16 protein-coding genes and 1 pseudogene are annotated in these 17,618 nt (G+C 68.9%); 11 read left to right on the forward strand and 6 right to left on the reverse strand.

Annotation, left to right across the window (positions count from 1 at the left end):
• The first annotated feature begins 116 nt into the window (after positions 1-116).
• The 6 genes and pseudogenes from QSJ18_RS04850 to QSJ18_RS04875 all read left to right on the forward strand — a co-directional run bounded on the left by QSJ18_RS04850 (position 117) and on the right by QSJ18_RS04875 (position 4,803).
• Complete coding sequence (locus QSJ18_RS04850; protein WP_286325135.1) at positions 117-1,349, forward strand: inorganic phosphate transporter; 1,233 nt, start codon at positions 117-119, stop codon at positions 1,347-1,349.
• A 27-nt stretch (positions 1,350-1,376) separates the two neighbouring features.
• Positions 1,377-1,658, forward strand: coding sequence for a hypothetical protein (locus QSJ18_RS04855; RefSeq protein ID WP_286325136.1), 282 nt, complete (start codon positions 1,377-1,379; stop codon positions 1,656-1,658).
• A gap of 77 nt (positions 1,659-1,735) precedes the next feature.
• Positions 1,736-2,074, forward strand: a complete 339-nt coding sequence (locus tag QSJ18_RS04860; protein ID WP_286325137.1) for a DUF3349 domain-containing protein — start codon at positions 1,736-1,738, stop codon at positions 2,072-2,074.
• Between the two features lie 138 nt (positions 2,075-2,212).
• A pseudogene (locus QSJ18_RS04865) lies at positions 2,213-2,521 on the forward strand (DUF3349 domain-containing protein); the annotation flags it as partial.
• A 187-nt stretch (positions 2,522-2,708) separates the two neighbouring features.
• Entirely contained in the window at positions 2,709-3,869 is a 1,161-nt protein-coding gene (gene menE / locus QSJ18_RS04870) for an o-succinylbenzoate--CoA ligase (protein WP_286325314.1), read from the forward strand.
• Between the two features lie 61 nt (positions 3,870-3,930).
• Positions 3,931-4,803: a 1,4-dihydroxy-2-naphthoate polyprenyltransferase gene (locus QSJ18_RS04875; RefSeq protein WP_286325138.1), complete on the forward strand. Its 873-nt coding sequence runs from the start codon at positions 3,931-3,933 to the stop codon at positions 4,801-4,803.
• A gap of 30 nt (positions 4,804-4,833) precedes the next feature.
• Here the strand turns inward: QSJ18_RS04875 and QSJ18_RS04880 are convergent, their stop codons facing one another.
• The 6 genes from QSJ18_RS04880 to QSJ18_RS04905 form a co-directional block, all read right to left on the reverse strand.
• The gene (locus tag QSJ18_RS04880) at positions 4,834-5,661 is read right to left on the reverse strand and encodes a Clp protease N-terminal domain-containing protein (RefSeq protein WP_286325139.1); all 828 of its coding nucleotides are present in this window, start codon (positions 5,659-5,661) and stop codon (positions 4,834-4,836) included.
• 6 nt (positions 5,662-5,667) lie between these two features.
• Positions 5,668-5,961, reverse strand: a complete 294-nt coding sequence (locus tag QSJ18_RS04885) for a helix-turn-helix domain-containing protein (RefSeq protein ID WP_286325140.1) — start codon at positions 5,959-5,961, stop codon at positions 5,668-5,670.
• 117 nt (positions 5,962-6,078) lie between these two features.
• The gene (locus tag QSJ18_RS04890; RefSeq protein WP_286325141.1) at positions 6,079-8,643 is read right to left on the reverse strand and encodes an FtsX-like permease family protein; all 2,565 of its coding nucleotides are present in this window, start codon (positions 8,641-8,643) and stop codon (positions 6,079-6,081) included.
• The gene (locus QSJ18_RS04895; RefSeq protein ID WP_286325142.1) at positions 8,643-9,332 is read right to left on the reverse strand and encodes an ABC transporter ATP-binding protein; all 690 of its coding nucleotides are present in this window, start codon (positions 9,330-9,332) and stop codon (positions 8,643-8,645) included. The genes QSJ18_RS04890 and QSJ18_RS04895 overlap by 1 nt, the downstream gene beginning before the upstream one ends.
• Entirely contained in the window at positions 9,333-10,136 is an 804-nt protein-coding gene (locus QSJ18_RS04900) for a glycoside hydrolase family 16 protein (protein WP_286325143.1), read from the reverse strand.
• Complete coding sequence (locus tag QSJ18_RS04905; protein ID WP_286325144.1) at positions 10,133-11,221, reverse strand: glycosyltransferase family 2 protein; 1,089 nt, start codon at positions 11,219-11,221, stop codon at positions 10,133-10,135. Before QSJ18_RS04905 ends, QSJ18_RS04900 begins: the two co-directional genes overlap by 4 nt.
• 356 nt (positions 11,222-11,577) lie before the next feature.
• Between QSJ18_RS04905 and QSJ18_RS04910 the strand changes: the two genes are divergently transcribed.
• The 5 genes from QSJ18_RS04910 to QSJ18_RS04930 are packed head-to-tail and all read left to right on the forward strand — an operon-like array spanning position 11,578 to position 17,587.
• The gene (locus tag QSJ18_RS04910) at positions 11,578-12,396 is read left to right on the forward strand and encodes a glycosyltransferase family 2 protein (RefSeq protein ID WP_286325145.1); all 819 of its coding nucleotides are present in this window, start codon (positions 11,578-11,580) and stop codon (positions 12,394-12,396) included.
• Positions 12,397-12,405: 9 nt separating this feature from the next.
• Positions 12,406-13,575, forward strand: a complete 1,170-nt coding sequence (locus QSJ18_RS04915) for a glycosyltransferase family 4 protein (RefSeq protein ID WP_286325146.1) — start codon at positions 12,406-12,408, stop codon at positions 13,573-13,575.
• Positions 13,572-14,867, forward strand: coding sequence for a polysaccharide biosynthesis protein (locus QSJ18_RS04920; RefSeq protein ID WP_286325147.1), 1,296 nt, complete (start codon positions 13,572-13,574; stop codon positions 14,865-14,867). The genes QSJ18_RS04915 and QSJ18_RS04920 overlap by 4 nt, the downstream gene beginning before the upstream one ends.
• Entirely contained in the window at positions 14,864-16,204 is a 1,341-nt protein-coding gene (locus tag QSJ18_RS04925) for a polysaccharide pyruvyl transferase family protein (protein WP_286325148.1), read from the forward strand. Before QSJ18_RS04920 ends, QSJ18_RS04925 begins: the two co-directional genes overlap by 4 nt.
• A 9-nt stretch (positions 16,205-16,213) precedes the next feature.
• A complete protein-coding gene (locus QSJ18_RS04930; protein WP_286325149.1) occupies positions 16,214-17,587 on the forward strand; it encodes a glycosyltransferase in 1,374 nt (457 codons plus the stop codon).
• Positions 17,588-17,618: the final 31 nt, after the last annotated feature.

Raw genomic sequence — 17,618 nt, forward strand, 5'->3', positions numbered from 1 at the left:
GCACATGAACACTTGGTGAACATCCTCACAAAGCGGACATATCCGCAGGTCACGATCAACACCCGGGGTTTTGGATTTTTAGGTGTAAACCACCACCGCATCGCATCATTATTGACATGAGCGGAGAGATGCTGATTCTGGTGCTGCTGGTGATCACGGCACTCGGTTTCGACTTCACCAACGGCTTCCACGACACCGGCAACGCCATGGCCACCTCCATCGCCACCGGAGCTCTCAAGCCCAAGATCGCCGTGGGACTCTCGGCAATCCTGAACCTCGTCGGCGCCTTCCTCTCCGTCGAGGTGGCCGCGACGATCACCAAGGACGTCCTCAAGATCCAGGACAAGACAGGCGAACTCGTCGCCGGCCTCGACGCCACGACGGCCCTGCTGATCATCTTCGCCGGCCTCATCGGCGGCATCCTCTGGAATCTCTTCACCTGGCTGTTCGGCCTGCCGTCGAGTTCTTCGCACGCCCTGTTCGGCGGGCTGATCGGTTCGGGCCTGGCCGCCATCGGCATGAGCGGGATCAACTGGCACGGCATCACCTCCAAGATCCTCATCCCCGCGCTGCTCGCCCCGGTCATCGCCTGCCTCGTCGCCGGATGCGGCACCTGGCTGGTGTTCCGGATCACCCGGTCCATCACCGCGCACAAGAAAAAGGAAGACGGCTTCCGCACCGGCCAGGTCGCGACCGCTTCGCTGGTCTCCCTCGCGCACGGCACCGGTGACGCACAGAAGACGATGGGTGTCATCGCGATGGCGCTCATCGCCTCCGGTCACCTCGACTCCTCGTCCGTCAGCCACGGCCTGCCGTTCTGGGTGGTCTTCAGCTGCGCAGGCGCGATCGCACTGGGCACCTATCTCGGCGGCTGGCGCATCATCCGCACGCTCGGCAAGGGACTGGTCGAGATCTCCTCGCCGCAGGGTATGGCCGCCGAGGCGTCGTCGGCCGCGATCATCCTCACCAGCTCGGCCGCCGGCATGGCACTGTCGACCACCCACGTCGCCACCGGTTCGATCCTCGGTTCCGGTGTCGGCAAGAAGGGCGCGCAGGTCCGCTGGTCGGTCGCCGGCCGCATGGTCGTCGCGTGGGTGACCACGCTGCCGGCCGCGGGCGCTGTCGGCGCCGCGTGCTACTACCTGGCCCACCTGCTCGGTGACGTGGCAGGCGCGATCGCCATCTTCATCGTCCTCGTCATCGCCGCGGGCTACATGTACTGGCGCGCACAGCAGAACAAGGTCGACCACAACAACGTCAACGAGGAATGGGAAGAGCAGGACGAGGTCATCCCGGCCACCCCCGCCGACCCGACCACCCCCACCACCCCGTCGACCCCGGTCGCCTGAGACCGCACCGCAAAGGACTGACATCTCATGGACATCGTCGAAGCGATCAGCAAGGTTCTGCTCGTCGGCCTACTGTTCGGTGCCGGCCTGCCCGCCCTCTTCGCGCTCGGTCTGCGCTATCACGCCCAGTCGGAGGGTGACGTCTCCGACGACGGCACCATCACCGCACCGAGTCCGGCGCTGCGCGCCCTCTCCTACGTCCTGTTCGGCATCGTCACGCTGGTGATCGCGGTCGGGATCCTGTGGATCACCCGCCAGACCATCTACTACTACACCGGCGTCAAGTTGTTCCCCTTCGGCTACAAGTGATCCCGGCGCAACACCGTCCGGGTGCGACCCATCGGGGTCCGCACACTCTCCTCGCTTCCGACACCGAAAGCCACCGCATGTCCTCACCTTCGTTGTTCGAATCTGCCGTCAACTGGATCCGTACCGGATATCCCAACGGTGTGCCGGCGACCGACTTCCCGCCGCTGCTCGCGCTGCTCGTCCGCACCCTGAGCGAACGTGAGGTCACCGACATCGGGTTGCGGCTGGCCCGCGAGAACGACCCGGACACACCGGTCACCGAAGAGCTGATCCGGAACGCGATCGCCAAGGTCACCGACGAGACCCCGACCGACGCGGAGATCAATCAGGTCGCCGGTCGCCTCGCCGCCGCCGGGTGGCCGCTGGCCACACAACCGGAGTCCGAGGATCCGCAGACAACCAAAGTTGCGGTTTGAAGATCGCCCCGAAAGGGTAAGAATGGTGCGCTGACCAGCACACCAGCCCGACGCCGACCCCGCGGGGCGGCGTCGGACCGCTATAGAATGTCCAGAATTGCGACTCAGGGGCCGCACGCGAGGAGATCGGAGCAGACGGTGGACCGCCCACAGTTCCTCACCCGGGTTGTGGAGTGGCTGCGCGCCGGATATCCCGACGGTGTGCCCCAAGGTGACTACATCCCACTGGTGGCGCTACTGCGCCGCCAGCTGAGCGCGGAAGAGGTCGAGGCCGTCTCGGCCGACCTGATCCGGGAGTCGGCGCCACCACCCGAACCGATCTCGAAGATCGACGCCGGGGTGAAGATCACCAAGGTCACCCACGAGATGCCATACGAAGCCGACATCGACCGGGTCCGCCAGCATCTGGAAACCGCCGGCTGGCCCTTCGACAATCATCCGCTGGACGACGGGATCATCGACACCGAGCCCACACCCGACGAGAACACGGCCGGTGAGGAAACGGGCAGCGGCGACTCGGGCAGCGGCAACTCGGGCAGCGGCAACTCGGGCAGCGGCGACTCGGGCAGCGGCGATACGACCGATGACACCGACTCCGAGTAGCGCCGAACCGACTGCCGAGGAACCCCACGACATGGGCGCCGACCGCATCCTGCGGTCCCTGACCCTGCCCGCCGATCCGTCGGTCCTGTCCCGGCGCCCCGACCTCCTCGAGATCCTCGCAGGCACCGGCGCCTTCCTGCCCGTCCCCGACGACGAGCCAGCCGCGACCCGGCTCGCCGCCGCACTCGGTGCCGGTGTGCCGATCGACGACGATGTCGCGCTGGTCATCTCGACGTCGGGTTCCACCGGAACCCCGAAGGGTGCGCAACACACCGCCGCGTCGCTGGCCGCGTCGGCGCGCGCGACGGAGATCCGGCTGGGCGGGCCGGGCGGCTGGCTGCTCGCCCTCGCACCGCACCACATCGCTGGGCTGCAGGTGATGTTGCGGTCACTGGCGGCTGGTGTCGACCCGGTGATCCTCGATCTCCGAACGGGTTTCGACCCTGAAGCCTATGTGCGGGCGCTCGACGAACTGACCTCGCCGCGCCGCTACACCTCGCTGGTGCCGACCCAGCTGATCAAGGTTCTCGACTCTCCCGCCGCCACCGCGGCCACCGCACAACTCGACGCCGTCCTGGTCGGTGGTGCCGCCACCCCGGCGCCGCTGCTGGCGCGCGCCCGCGACGTCGGGCTGCCGATCGTGTGTACCTACGGGATGAGCGAGACCGCCGGTGGCTGCGTCTATGACGGCATCGCACTGCCCGGGGTGACGGTGCGGCTCACCGACACCGACGACGGGGTGGGGCGGGTCGAGTTGTCCGGACCGATGATCGCCCGCGGGTACCGGAACCTGCCCGACCATCCCGCATTCGCCGACCCCGGCTGGTTTCGCACCGACGACCTCGGCCGGGTCGACGACGGGGTGCTCACCATCGTCGGGCGCGCCGACGAGGCGATCTCCACCGGCGGACTGACGGTGATCCCGCAGGTCGTCGAGGCGGTCATCGCCGATGACCCGGCGGTCGCCGAATGTGCGGTGGTCGGGTTGCCCGACGACCGGCTCGGCGAACGCGTGGTCGCCTTCGTGGTGGCCGCTGCCGGTGCCCGCGTCGATGAACAGCGAATCCGCAACGCCGTCACCGAACGACTCGACCGCTATGCGGCGCCGCGCGCAATCGTCGAACTCGCCGAACTACCCGCGCGCGGACCGGGAAAGGTCGATCGGCGGGAACTGCGCCGACGCTTCGGCTGACCCGGCGGTCACGAGCGGCCCGCCGATGCCCGCGATCGGCGATGCGTGACACGATGATCGGGTGGCTACCCCTACGCAGTGGATCCAAGGCGCACGCCCCCGCACGCTGCCGAATGCGATCGCCCCGGTCGTCGTCGGAGTCGGCGCCGCGCTGCGGCTCGACGACATCACCTGGTGGAAAGCGGCGCTCGCGCTGGTCGTGTCGCTGGCACTGATCATCGGCGTGAACTTCGCCAATGACTACTCCGACGGCATCCGGGGTACCGACGACGACCGCGTCGGACCGATGCGGCTGGTCGGGTCCGGCGCCGCGACTCCGGGTGCGGTGAAGACGGCCGCATTCGCCTGCTTCGGCATCGCCGCCGTCTGCGGTCTCGTACTCGCCGTCACCACCGCATGGTGGCTGGTCGTCGTCGGCGCGGTGTGCATCGCGGGCGCGTGGTTCTATACCGGGGGTAAGCGCCCCTACGGGTACATCGGCCTCGGCGAGGTCGCCGTCTTCGTGTTCTTCGGCCTGGTCGCCGTGCTCGGCACGCAGTATGTGACCGTCGATCGGGTCGACTGGGTCGGACTGTTGTGCGCGATCGCCGTCGGGTCGTACTCGACCGCGGTGCTGGTGGTGAACAACCTGCGCGACATCCCGACCGACAGCGAGTCCGGCAAGATCACGCTGGCCGTCCGGCTCGGCGACACCGGCACCCGACGATTCTTCGTGGAATTGCTGGTGGTGCCGGTCGTCGTCACCGTCGCGCTCGCCTTCGCCACACCGTGGGCGCTGCTGGGGCTCGTCTCGCTACCGCTGTCCTATCTGGCCGCCAAACCGGTACGCGCCGGTGCGCTGGGACCTGGTCTGATCCCCTCGCTCGGTGCGACCGGTCAGGCGATGCTGGCGTGGTCGGTACTCACCGCCGCCGGCCTGATCCTCGGGGCCTGAGCCGGCCGCAGTCGGGTACCGACCTGCGCGTCAGACGGCCGCGTCGACGGGCGGAAGTGCGGCGACTACCGCGGCCCGCAGATCGTCGGCGGTGGTCGCCGATTCGATCACCGCTCGCGCGGCCTCGTCGGCGCTGTCGAGGATGCCCAGCAGTAGGTACTCGACGCGCAGTCGGTTGTCGCCGCGTTCGCGGGCGATCATCACCGCCCGCTCGAAGGCGCTGCGGGTCTCGGGTGCGAACCGCGGGCGCGAACCGCGGCCCCGCGGCCCTCGGCGTCCTCGCCCGGCATCCCACGGCCCGACGGGTCCGTCCGCGGGTCCGTCGCCGGGCCTGCCGAACATCGGCGGTCCGCCGAATTCCATCGGCCCGCCGAAGGGTGCGTCGCCCCGTCGCGGCCCGCGCCGTCCGTGCGGATGACCGTGGCCGCGCCGGCGACCATGCGGGCCGCAGCCCTCGGGTCCACCGCGACGGCCGCGTCCGCGCGAATCACGTTCACCCCAGCCTTCACTGAGGTCTTCGCCGAAGCGATCGCGGACCGCCGCACGCAGTCGGTCGAGGTCGATGCCGATGCCGCGCAAGGCTTCTCGATCCTCGTCGTAGCGTTGCCTGGCCGAGGCCTCCTCGTCGGCGTCGGGATCGGACGCCACGTTTTCGTCATGGTAGGACCGACATGCCGCACGGGCCCCCGCCAGGGTCAGCCCCTGCTCGCCGAGCACGGCGAACAGCGGGCTGCGCGCGTTGCACAGCATGCCCAGGATCAGATGGTCGTTGCCGAGACTGCGGTGTTCGAGGTCGGCAGCCTCCTGGGTGGCGAAGGCGACGAGCATGCGGTCTTCCCGATTGAATCTTTCGAACATGGTTGGTTACTCCTTGCCGGTCCGTTCGTCACTGGATCGCTCGTTGCGGACCTCGCGTTGTGAATGCTTCTGATGCACGGCCTGGCGACTGACCTGCAGCACCTCGGCGATCGCCTGCCAGCTCCAGCCGGCAGTGCGCGCGTTGGCGACGTGGACGTCTTCCAGACGGTCGGCGAGGGTGCGCAGGGCGCGTACCGCGGCGAGTCCCCGGGCGGGATCTTCACTGGCCGCACCACCGGGCAGGTCGCTGCCGCCCGCGGTGGATTCGGGTTGCCGATCGGCCGTCACTTCGTCGTGCATGATGTCAGGTTATCTTGACATCGTCCGGTCGTCAACATTTCTTGACACCGCTCTGCTGACACGACTGTGCACCGACATTCACACCTCGACGACGAGAGGTCGGCCGTGCGCGTGCGACTATTCGCTGAGGATCGATTCCGAGATGTTCATCCGGGCCGCGCGGATGGCCGGGACTACCGCGCCCACCAGGCACAACGCGACCGCGACCGCGACGAAGACCAGCGTCGAGGGCCGGAACTCGTAGACCACGTCGAGGGCCGTGGTGGACCCGAGGATGTGATTGCTCAGCAGATGCAGGGCACTGCCCAGAATCAGCCCGACCGCCGATCCGACGAGCGCCACCGCCGCCGCCTCGGCCAGCACCATCCGTCGGACGAAGCGCCGCGAGGCCCCCATCGCACGCAGCACACCCAGTTCCCGTCGGCGTTCGATCACCGACAGCAGCAGTGTGTTCAGCAGGGCGACCGCGGCGGCGAGTGCGACGATCCACTGGATCGCAATGGTGAACGCGCCGGCCTGTTCCACCGACGCCTGGGTCGCCGCCAACGCCTGGGCGCCGCTGTAGACATGGATCGGCTTGTTGCCGACCATCGGGTGCGCGGCCGAAATCCGTTCCAGCGCAGACCGAACCGCGAACTCGTCGGCCCCCGGTGTGGTGAGCACCTGCAGGTAGGTGTCACCCGGCCGGTCGAACCACGTGGCCATCAGCGACGAGGCGATCGCCGCGGTCCCCGAATCGACCGAGACATAGTCGACGGTGTCGCGGACGATCGTCTCGTGATAGCCGGTCGGCGTCGCGATCCGCACCGGATCCCCCACCTCGACGTCGAGGATGCGGGCGAGCACGTTGGACAGCAGAATGCCGTCACCGGCCAGCACCTGCGCGACCGCCTGCGGGGACGCCTTACGCATGAACGGCGCCTTCGAATCGGGTTCGAGGCCCTGGAGCAGCGCACGATCGGCGCCGATGTTGACCGCCGCCCACTGCCCGCCGACAACCTTGTCCACGCCGGGTACCCGCGCGACCTGTGCCCGTACCTCCGGCGGCAGTACCGGGCCGAGCGGGATGGCGTCCTCGGTAGAGGACGACACATAGAAGTCGGGGTCGCCGAGCCCATCCAGTGAGCGCGAGACCGACGAGATCAGATTGTCCAGTGCCCCCGACGTTCCCATGCCGACCGCGATCGCCACCGCCACCGTCATCAGGGTCGCCCAGGCACGCCGCGGCGCGCGCTCGGTGTTCACCGCCGCGAGCCTGCCGGGTCCACGGAACCACTGCGCTACCGCGACCACCAGCCGCCCCAGCGGTGCGCTGAGTGCGTAGCAGACCAGCAGCGCACCGATCGCGTACACCGCGCCGGCCAGGATCGCCGGGCGCCCGGGCACGGTGGCGACGACGACCACCGACCCGATCAGGGCGCCGATGCCGCCCAGGGCCGCGAAGGTGACTGCGAGCCACCGCCGCGACGACGCGTCGGCGACGTCACCGGGCACCATCGCCTCCACCGGCGACACCGCGAACACCGACCGCGCGGCCAGCGAGGTCGCGGCCACGCAGGCGATCACACAGGCCGCGACGGCCACCACCGGCGCATAGCCCGGCAGGTAGAAGTCGACCGTGGCCGAGACCTCGTTGCCCGTGGGTTCGGGCAGTCGGCTGATCGCCCAGCGCCCCGCGAGGATGCCCAGCGGCACCCCGATCAGGCCGCCGACCACACCGAACAGGGCCGCCTCACCGAGCAGATCCCCGACGAGGTGTCGTCGCCGAGCGCCCAGCGCGCGGATCATGGCCAGCGAGCTGCGCCGTGAGGCGACGGCCATATTCATGGTGTTGAACATCAGGAAAGCCGCGATCACCAGCGAGACCAGCGACACCAACAGGGTCGAATCCCAGGTCACCGAACTGGCCACCTCGGCCTGTTGTGCCCGAAAGTCCGGATCGACCACCGCGGCACGACCATTGACGACGCGTTCGGCGTCGGCCCGCAGCCGGGCCGTGTCCGCACCGGGACGTCCGACGATGAGAATGGAGTCGAGGCGGCCGTCGAGGCCGGTGAGTCGTTGGGCCAGCGGCAGATAGGCGAAGGCGAAGTTGCCCTTGTTCAACGCGGCGGCGGCATCGCCGCCGACGACCTCGACGACGGTGAGGTCGATGCCGCCGACCGAGATCTGTTGCCCCTTGCGTAAACCGGTCCCCGAGCCGACGACGATGCCCGAATCACGCTGCGCGAACAGTGCTTGCCCGGACCCGGCGGCAGCCTGGAGATCGTCCGACAGCGCACCGACCCGAAAATCCGAGCCCAGCAGGATGATCCGCTTGTCACCGACCACGATGGTGTTGCGGATCAACGGCACCACGGCCTTCGCATCCGGCACACCGCGGCGTAGGTCCGCGGCGACCTGCTCGTCGACGCCGGAATCGGTGATGGCGGCGACCTCGACCTGGGCCGAGCCGGTGATCGCCGCGTTGAACTGGCGTACCGATTCGGTCAGCGAACCGTAGGTGGACAGCACCGCGATCAGCAGTGCCGAGGACACGATCACCACCGCCAGCGAGGTCACCACCCGCAGCCGGTGATGCCTGATCTCGCGGAGATTGAGGACTCGGATGCGGGTGAGTCCGGCCGCCAGGGCACGCACCGGCGCCAGCACCGACCGGCCCGGGCCGGGACCGTCGGCCATCAGGCGAGCTTTCCGTCCCGGACGGTGATGGTGCGGTCGGCGATCTGCGCGGCCTTGGCATCGTGGGTGACCATCATGACCAGCCGGTTCGGGGCGTCGTGTGCGACTTCGGAAAGCAGTTCGAGAACCGCCGCGCCGGTCTTCGAGTCGAGGTTGCCGGTCGGTTCGTCGGCCAGCAGGATCGTCGGATCCATGATCAGGGAGCGGGCGATCGCCACCCGCTGCATCTGCCCACCGGACAGTTCGGCCGGCCGGTGATCGACCCGGGCGCCGAGCCCGACGCGTTCGAGCAGTTCCACCGCACGCGGTTTGGCCTTGCGTAGCGATTGATTGTCGAGTAACCGGGGCAGAGCCACGTTCTCCCAGGCGGTCATCGTCGGCACCAGATTGAAGAATTGGAAGACGAATCCGACCCGATGGCGCCGAAAAGCCGACGCCGCTTCGTCATCGAGTGATCCGAGGTCGACGCCGTCGATGGTGATACGTCCCGACGTCGGGGTGTCGAGCGCACCGAGGATGTGCAGCAGCGTGGACTTACCCGCCCCCGACGGTCCGACGACCGAGACGAACTGCCCGCCGTCGATGCTCAGGTTCAGGCCGTCGAGCGCGCGGACGCGTTGATCGCCAACCTGGTACTCCCGTACGAGATCTTCCGCCTGAACGAGCGACCGCTCGGTACCCGTGGACACTCAGGAATGGTAGCGCACCCAATCCACCACCATCCGCGACGGAAAGTCGGTGGCCGCACCGACCGGGCCAGGCCACTGACCGCCGACCGCGAGGTTGAGCAGCACATACATCGGCTTGTCGAACACCCAGCGCGCATCGGCCGGGACGCTCAGCGGGGTAAAAGCACTGACCACCTTGCCGTCGATCAGCATCGCGATCACCCCCGGCGCCCGGTACACACCGTAGACGTGAAAATCGTCGGACTGATCGGCGAAGGGGCCGGTCCTCGACTGCTGCCAATGGCCACCGGTCGTCGTCGGTCCGTGCAGCGCGGTATGCCATTTCGCGCCGTCGTTGATGAACTCCATGATGTCGATCTCACCGGAGGCCGGATAGCCGACCGAGCCGATGTCGGCGCCCAGCAGCCAGAACGCCGGATGGAGCCCGGTGCCCTGCGGGGTCGCGATCCGCGCCTCGAGCAGGCCGACGGTGAAGGTGAACTTTCCGCGGGTCGTCAGCCGTGCCGAGGTGATGGTGTCGCCGTCACGTCGGGCCTCGATGATCAGCCTGCCCTTCCCGTCGAGCCGGGAGTTGGCGCGCGCGTTGGTGTAGACCTGCTGTTCGCCGTTGCCCCAACCGCCACCGCCGACGTCGTAGGTCCAGATCGACGAATTCGGTGCCGCCCCCGCGGGCCCGTCGAATTCCTCGGACACCGTCGCCGCCCGCGCGGGCGCGTGGGTGGTGAACCCGCCCACCGCGGCCAGGGCAACGGCGGCGACGGCCGATGCGACCAGCGTCGCGCGATATCCGACTCGAATGGTCATCGGTCGCCTCCTCCGGACACCCCGATGGTGCCCTCAGCAGTTGCGTCGAATGTGGGAACGACCGGCCGTACCGGCAATGTCGCCGTCCTGGCGACGCGGACCGGGATCTCCGCGCGGGCCAGTCGTCCGCGGGCATATCCGTAGGTGGTCACGAGCAGCCCGCCGCCCAGTAGAGCGGCCTGTGCGAGCAGGTCACGGCGCGCCTGCAGTCCGACGCCGGGGCGTACGACACCGACGAGCCGTCGGGCCAGGCCGAGGGGCAGCACCCGCGTGGAGTAGACCCGCTCGCTGCGCAACCCGTCCCCGCTGCCGACCAGGCCCGCGACGGCCGCCTTGGATAAGCCTTCGGCCCGGCACCGGCGCAGGAAGTAGCCGACGGCGACCCGCTCCGCGGACACCCGATGTCCGACTCGCGCCGCGGGCTCGTAGCGGATCCTCGCGTCCACTCCCGCCCGCCGGATGCGGATACACAGTTCGGTCTCCTCACACCCCAGCGGGATCTTGCCCACCCGGCCGAGACCGGTGTGGAAACCACCAGCGTCGACGATGTCGGCTCGGCGCAGAGACATGTTGGCCCCGATGGGATTCCGGATCTCGGTTGCGTGGTCGGGGCCACCGACATAGCTACATCCGACGACCCAGTCGAATTCCGCCGGGAACCAGCCCGGCCGCTGCGGCTCCGGCCAGATGGCCCGCACATGTCCGCCCACCCCGCGCACCGATGCCGACGTGTAGGCGCCGACCAGCGCGGCGATCCAGTCCGGCTCGGCGACCGCGTCGTCATCGAGGAAGGCGACGATCTCGGTGCCGGCGAAGTCGACCCCGGTGTTCCGCGCCCCGGACAGCCCCCGGGGCCCGGCACTGGGGATCACCGACACCCCACCGGCGTATCCGCAGCGCGCCACATAATCGGCCAGGTCCGCGGCCAGGTCCGGATTGTGGTCGACCACCACTACCAGGTGGGCCACCGGACATGACTGTCGGACAACAGAAGTAATCGCCGAGCAGACATCGTCCCACCGCTCGTGCGTGTATGCGCAGATGATGACGGTGACATCCAAGCCACCCAGAGTCCCCGAACTCATGCGGGCCAGTATGCGCCCGATCACCCTGAAAGTCCGATCGAAAGATACTTGCAAGTGAGAGCAATCACAGCGGCCGGATCTGCTCGCCGACCACTCCACGTTCGAATGATGCAGTCCACCAGGCATTTACCCTCAACCGAGCACGCCATGGCGGCCCGAAAATCAGCCGATTCCCCGGACTCACGGTGAATCCAGAACTTGCGGACCACCGCCGGTGAGCGCACCCTTGTCTTCGACGAGAAGTCCGCTGCGGCGGGACATTTCGTCGCAACAACAAAGTGAAACCGTCGCCACATCCAGTGGCAACCGACGGTTCACCTCCAATTAACCGGCATCCTATTTCGGGGGAATGTGGAATGCGCCTTCAGCATCGTGATGTCACCGTTGTCGTACCAACACGCAACGAGGCCAAGAATCTGCCCTATGTCGCCAAACGTATGCCGGACGGCATCGCCGAGATCGTCGTCGTCGACGGCGGCTCGACCGACGGCACACTCGACGTCGCGGCCGACCTCTGGCCGCGAGCCCGTTTGATACAACAGACCCGCAAGGGCAAAGGAAACGCCCTGGCCTGCGGTTTTGCCGCTGCACGCGGGGAGATCATCGTGATGATCGACGCCGACGGGTCCACCGACGCGGCCGAGATCCCCGACTTCGTACAGGCCCTCTGCGACGGCGCCGATTTCGCGAAGGGCTCGCGATTCACCTATCGCGGCGGATCTTCGGACATCACGCGCCTGCGCCGGCTCGGTAATCTCGGTCTCAACGGCATCGTGAACTATTTGTACGAGGCGCAGTTCACCGACCTCTGCTACGGCTACAACGCATTCTGGCGCCATTGCCTACCCGTCATCGACATGCCCGACCCCGCGCTCGCCGATGCGCAGTGGGGGGACGGATTCGAGGTCGAGACCTTGATGAACATCCGCGTCGCACGGGCCGGCCTCCGCATCGCGGAAGTCGCCAGCTATGAACGCGACCGCATTCACGGGGAGAGCAATCTGAATGCGATCAGTGACGGAATTCGGGTTCTCCGAACGATTTTCGATGAGCGTTCGATTCCGGAACCAGTGACCTCGCCGCGGTCGGCGACCCCGACCCGCGTCGCAACCGTCCGGGCCCGACTGGGCCGGGCGATCGCCGGTTCGGACAACCTCGCACTCGGCGCGGCCTGAGAACCACCTATGGCGCGCGACATCGTTCGCGCACTCGTCCTCGACCAGGGACCGGGACTGTGGGGCGCACAGAAGTATCTGCTGCGCCTGCGCCCCGGCCTGGCCGAACGAGGCGTCGAACTCACCCTCGGCTGCCCGCCGCAGCTCGAGCAGTACCGGCATTGGCTCGACCAGGGCCTGCCGACGATCCCTCTCGCTCTGCCGATCGACCGTTCGATTCGTGTCGACGGTCGGATCACAGTGCGCCACACCGCCACCGAGGTACGAAACTCGCTGCGGGCCGGCCACCTGATCGCCCGAGTCGTCCGCGAGCACGGCTTCGACGTGGTCCTGGCCAACTCGCATTGGACCCACCTCGACGCCGGACTGGCCGCACGTCGGTGGCGGATTCCGACGGTCCTCAACCTGCACGAGACGCCGATGCCCGGCGTGGGCAGCAGGCTGCGGGAGGTTGCGGTGGCCGCGGCACATCACACCATCGCGGTCAGCACCTCGGTGGCCGACACCGTACGCACCGGCCTGCGGAGCAGGGTCACCGTCATTCCCAACGGGGTGGATACCGACGAGTTCGCCCCGGCCGCCGACACCGCGACTCGGGCGGCCCTGCGCACCCGCCTCGGATTGCCCGCCGGCCGTCCAATCATCTTGGCCGCCACCAGAATCGACCCGACCAAACGTATCGAGGACCTTCTCGATCTGGCCCGCGTGGTCGGCGACCGCGCGACCGTCGTGGTGGCCGGGACCACCAGCGCGTTCCCCGACTACCACCGGGAGATCCTCGCGGCCGCCGCCGAACTGCCGACCGGGGCGATCACATTCCTCGGCGCGCGCGACGACGTTCCATCACTGCTCGCCGGGGCGGACGTCTTCGTACACACCGGGGTCGTCGAAGGCATGCCACTCGGCCTCGTCGAGGCCCAGTCGGCCGGGGTTCCGGTCGTCGCCTACGCCGCGGCCGGGGTCCGGGAGGCCGTGCTCGACGGAACATCCGGTCGCGTCGTCGGCTGCGGTGACACCGGCGCGCTGATCGCGGCCTGCGCCGATCTGCTCGCCGACGCCGATCGACGGCGTGACTACGCGGCCGCGGCCCGCGCACACACCCTGGCCCATCACCGGATCGATGATCAGGCGGCGGCGAACGCCACACTGCTGCACCGTATTTCCCGAGGTCCACGATGATCGGTCGGGGCGCACTGCGCCCGCCTCGACGATTCGGCGCCAACCCGCTGGCGGTGGATTCGGCAGCCCTCATCACCACCTCCGCGTTGTCGGCGTTCACCGGCATCGTGTTCTGGACGATCGCCGCACGGCTGATCCCGCCGGATGAACTCGGCGTCCAGACCGCCGTGCTGTCGCTGATGACCACCGCGGGTGCCGTTGCCGCCTCCGGTCCGGGCAATGCGATCACCGCGATGCTCCCGGCCACCGGCGTCGAGTTCCGCCGGACCCAGCTGGTCCACGCCGGGATCGTCGTCGCGGCGGGCGCCCTGTTCGCCGGCACCGTCGCCGGTGTCGTCGGCGGCTGCACCATCGGTGACGGGTCGCCGGGGAGTGTCCTCCTCATCATCGGCGGTGCACTGGTCCTGGCCCTTTTCGCCTTCAAGGACACCGTCCTCACCGCACTGTCGGCGGCCCGCCGACTACCGCTGCTCAACCTGCTCATCAGCATTCTCAAGGCGGTCTTGCTACCGCTGGCGGTCGTCGCCTCACTACCCGCGGGTGCGGTACTCGCGACGTTGGTGTCCGCGGTCGTCGCGGTCGTCGTGGTGGTCGCGATGTGCCGCGGGCTGCTCGATCGGCACCCGCCGGCAGCCGCGGCCGCGCGCCCTCATCAGCGGCGCGCCCTGCTCGGATTCGCCCTGCGTGACGGCACCGCAAGCCTGGTGTCGATGGGGACGCTGCTGGCCGCACCCTTCCTCACCACCTGGCTCGCCGGGCCGGTCCAGGGCGCGATCCTGGCGTTGATGCTGCCCATCGCGGCCGGGCTGGACTTCGTGTCGACCGGAGCCGCGATGGCCCTGACCAAACACCTGGCCACCGCCGCCGATCAGTCCCATGCCATCCGACGCGTATGGCTGCTGTCGCAAGCGGCCGTCGCCCTGCTCGGTGTCATCCTGTGCGTCGCCATCGCCCCGGTGCTGTTCGGCTTCTTCGGCCATGGATACGACCACTCGACACTGTGGATCACGCTGGCCGTCCTCTGCCTCGGCTCGACCGCTCGGGTGAGTTTCGTGGTGTGGGCGGCGGTGCTGCGCGCCCGGCTGGCCACCCGCACCCTGCTCACCACCAACGCCACGGCCTGCCTCGTCACCGTCCCGGTACTGGTCGTCTGTACGGCGTGGTGGGGATCGATCGGCGCCGCGGCCGGCGCCGGATGCGGCTCCGCGGTACTCGGTGCCACCGGCGCCGTCGGCCTGTCCCGCACCGTCGGGCACCGGACCGCCCGGACAATCCGCGGGGAGGCGGCATGACACATATCGTCCTGGTCAACGCCTGGCATGACGACAACAAGGGTGACTCGGCCATCACCGACGGGATACTGCGACTGGCCGCCGTCGCACATCCCGACGCCACCGTCACCGTGGTCGGGCTGACCGAGAACCCCGACCCGCACACCGACGGTATGCGGCACGTCGCACACAACCACCCGGACGCGATCCTGCGCCCCACTCCGATGCCCTCCGAACTGCGCGGACAGAGCCGGTCCCGGCCTGCGGTAGACGTGCCGATCTGGTTCGGCAGGCTCGTCGGGCCGGCCGCCGCCGCCGCGGCCGGACGGGTACCGGCCCGGTATGCCCGGTTGTTCGCCGACGCCGACCTCGTCGTCGGCGTCGGTGGCTCCAACCTGTACACCGACGCCTCGGTGCAGCCCATGGTGAGCCTGGCCCGCCTGTTCACCCTGTCCGCACCCATCCGGGCGGCGACCCGGATGCGCATCCCCACCGTATTGCTCGGTCACACGCTGGGTCCGTTCCCGGCCGATCGCCCGGGCGCGCGACGGCTCGCGCGGCACATGCTCGCCGACGCCGACCGCGTCGTCGTCCGCGACGCCGCCTCGGTCACCGTCGCCGAGGAATTGGGCTTGGGCACAGCCGAACTAGCACCCGATATGGCCTACGCGCTCACCCCGAACCTCAGTCCACGGGTCGCCGCGATCATCGCCGGTCTGCCCGGCGCGGTGTCCCGGACCGCGGTGATCGCGCTGCGCTCACATCCGTCGCTGTCGGCGAAGGCCAACAGCAGGCTGGTCGCCGAGATCGTCGACGCGGCACAAGCGCTGTGTCGCACCGGATACATCGATCGGATCCTGGTCGTCGCGCACACCCTAGGGCCGACGCCGATCGAGGACGACCGTCCGATGTCGGACCGGTTGTACACCTCTCTCACCGCCCGCGCGGTGCCGGCCACCTACCTCGACGCCGATCTGAGTCCCACCGAACTCGCCGCGCTGTACGGCGCCGCGGGGGCGATGATCGCCGTGCGGCTGCACGCCGCCGTCCTCGCCACCCTCTCCGGCACACCGACATTCGCCATCGCCTACTTCTCGTCGAAATCCCACGGCGTGATGGCGTCGTCGGGACTCGACGACGCGGTGGGCGACTTCGCCAGCGTCACCGCCGCCGACATCACCGCCGCCCTGACCCGCCAACTGAGTTCGACGACCGCCCGCCGCGACCTCGCCGACATCGCGGCCGGCCACCACGCGACGCTGACGAGCCGGGCCCCCGAGTGGTTCGGCACACGCGAATCCTGTTCCCCCGGCATCGCATTCCCATCCGCCGACCACCTATCGACTTCGAATGACTGAGGAATAGACATGACCGGAACACGCGTCGAGGTTCTGCACCCGATCCTGCCCGCCGCCGGTGCGGCCACCACCGACCTCGCCCGGTGGATCGGCGAGGCACAGATCGGCGACGACTTCGCCGACGAGATCACCGCCACCGACGCACAGGGTTATCACCGGGCGCGGCTACTGGTTCGCGACGGACGTGCGGTGCGCGGCTACATCGAGGTCGGAGTCGAGGACGCCACCATCCTCGGCCGGGAGGTGCGGCGGGAGATGTCCCGACTGCCGCAGCGGCCGGCACCGACGACCACCGAGGACTTCACCCCACCGGTAACCGTCGTGGTGTGCACGCGGGACCGTACCGATCAGGTCCGGCGAACGATCGAATCACTACTCGCACTGGACTATCCGTCATTCGAGGTGGTTGTCGTCGACAATGCGGCGAGCACCCTGGACACCTGGCGCTACATCGATTCTCTCGACGACCCCCGGGTCCGGGTGATCCACGCGTCGGTGCCCGGTCTGGCCGCCGCGCGCAACCGCGGACTGGAGTCCGCCGCGCACGACATCGTCGCCTTCACCGACGACGACGTGGTCGTCGACCGGCAGTGGCTGACCTGCCTGATCCAGCCCCTGGCCGACGCCGACGTCGCCTGCGTGACCGGACTGGTGCCGGCCGCCGAACTGCGTACTCCTGCCCAGGTCGCCTTCGAGCAGCGAGTGCACTGGTCGTCGAGCCTGGATCGCCGGGTGTACCGGATGACACAGCCGAGGGACCGACGAACGCTGTTCCCGTTCCGGGTGGGCGACTACGGAACCGGCGCCAACTTCGCCGTGCGCCGCCCGGTCGCCTTCGAACTGGGCGGCTTCGACGAGGCGCTCGGTGCCGGTTCGCCGACACGCGGCGGAGAGGACATCGACTGGTTCGTCCGCACCATCGTGTCCGGCCGTGCCCTCGCCTTCGAACCCGACGCCATCGCCTGGCACCAGCACCGCGACGACGACGACGCACTGGCCACCCAGGCGCACGGCTACGGGATCGGTCTCGGCGCCTGGCTGACCAAGGTCGCCCTCGACCGCGACCTGGCACCGTTGGCGCTGGCCCGCGCCGGCGCGGCGATCGGGCACCTGTTCACCTCGTTCTACAGCCGCACCGCCGCGGCTGCATCCGGCGACCGCACCGGGCCGACCGGTCTTCCCGGTGCCGCCCGCCGCGAACTGGCCGGACTCATCGCCGGGCCGCGGGCACTGCTGACGGCACGCGCCCAAGGCCGAAAGCCCAAGCCGTTCCAGTCCTTCGCGCCGACCCCGGCTTCCCGCCCCGCAGTGGCGGCCGCACCCGAACCGGCTACGCCGTCGTCGTCGGCGGCCGCCGGTGCCGAAGAAGGAGTGTCGTCATAGAAACGTTGATCCTGCCGCGAACCGAGGGTGA

The sequence above is a fragment of the Gordonia heveisoli genome (assembly GCF_030315745.1).
In the GTDB taxonomy this organism is placed as follows: domain Bacteria; phylum Actinomycetota; class Actinomycetes; order Mycobacteriales; family Mycobacteriaceae; genus Gordonia.

Coding starts and splice junctions, on each gene's coding strand:
- QSJ18_RS04930 (WP_286325149.1), top strand. CDS start 16,214: ATGACCGGAACACGCGTCGAGGTTCTGCACCCGATCCTGCCCGCCGCC.
- QSJ18_RS04910 (WP_286325145.1), top strand. CDS start 11,578: ATGCGCCTTCAGCATCGTGATGTCACCGTTGTCGTACCAACACGCAAC.
- QSJ18_RS04900 (WP_286325143.1), bottom strand. CDS start 10,136: ATGACCATTCGAGTCGGATATCGCGCGACGCTGGTCGCATCGGCCGTC.
- QSJ18_RS04850 (WP_286325135.1), top strand. CDS start 117: ATGAGCGGAGAGATGCTGATTCTGGTGCTGCTGGTGATCACGGCACTC.
- QSJ18_RS04920 (WP_286325147.1), top strand. CDS start 13,572: ATGATCGGTCGGGGCGCACTGCGCCCGCCTCGACGATTCGGCGCCAAC.
- QSJ18_RS04855 (WP_286325136.1), top strand. CDS start 1,377: ATGGACATCGTCGAAGCGATCAGCAAGGTTCTGCTCGTCGGCCTACTG.
- QSJ18_RS04905 (WP_286325144.1), bottom strand. CDS start 11,221: ATGAGTTCGGGGACTCTGGGTGGCTTGGATGTCACCGTCATCATCTGC.
- QSJ18_RS04890 (WP_286325141.1), bottom strand. CDS start 8,643: ATGGCCGACGGTCCCGGCCCGGGCCGGTCGGTGCTGGCGCCGGTGCGT.
- QSJ18_RS04885 (WP_286325140.1), bottom strand. CDS start 5,961: ATGCACGACGAAGTGACGGCCGATCGGCAACCCGAATCCACCGCGGGC.
- menE (WP_286325314.1), top strand. CDS start 2,709: ATGGGCGCCGACCGCATCCTGCGGTCCCTGACCCTGCCCGCCGATCCG.
- QSJ18_RS04915 (WP_286325146.1), top strand. CDS start 12,406: ATGGCGCGCGACATCGTTCGCGCACTCGTCCTCGACCAGGGACCGGGA.
- QSJ18_RS04880 (WP_286325139.1), bottom strand. CDS start 5,661: ATGTTCGAAAGATTCAATCGGGAAGACCGCATGCTCGTCGCCTTCGCC.
- QSJ18_RS04860 (WP_286325137.1), top strand. CDS start 1,736: ATGTCCTCACCTTCGTTGTTCGAATCTGCCGTCAACTGGATCCGTACC.
- QSJ18_RS04925 (WP_286325148.1), top strand. CDS start 14,864: ATGACACATATCGTCCTGGTCAACGCCTGGCATGACGACAACAAGGGT.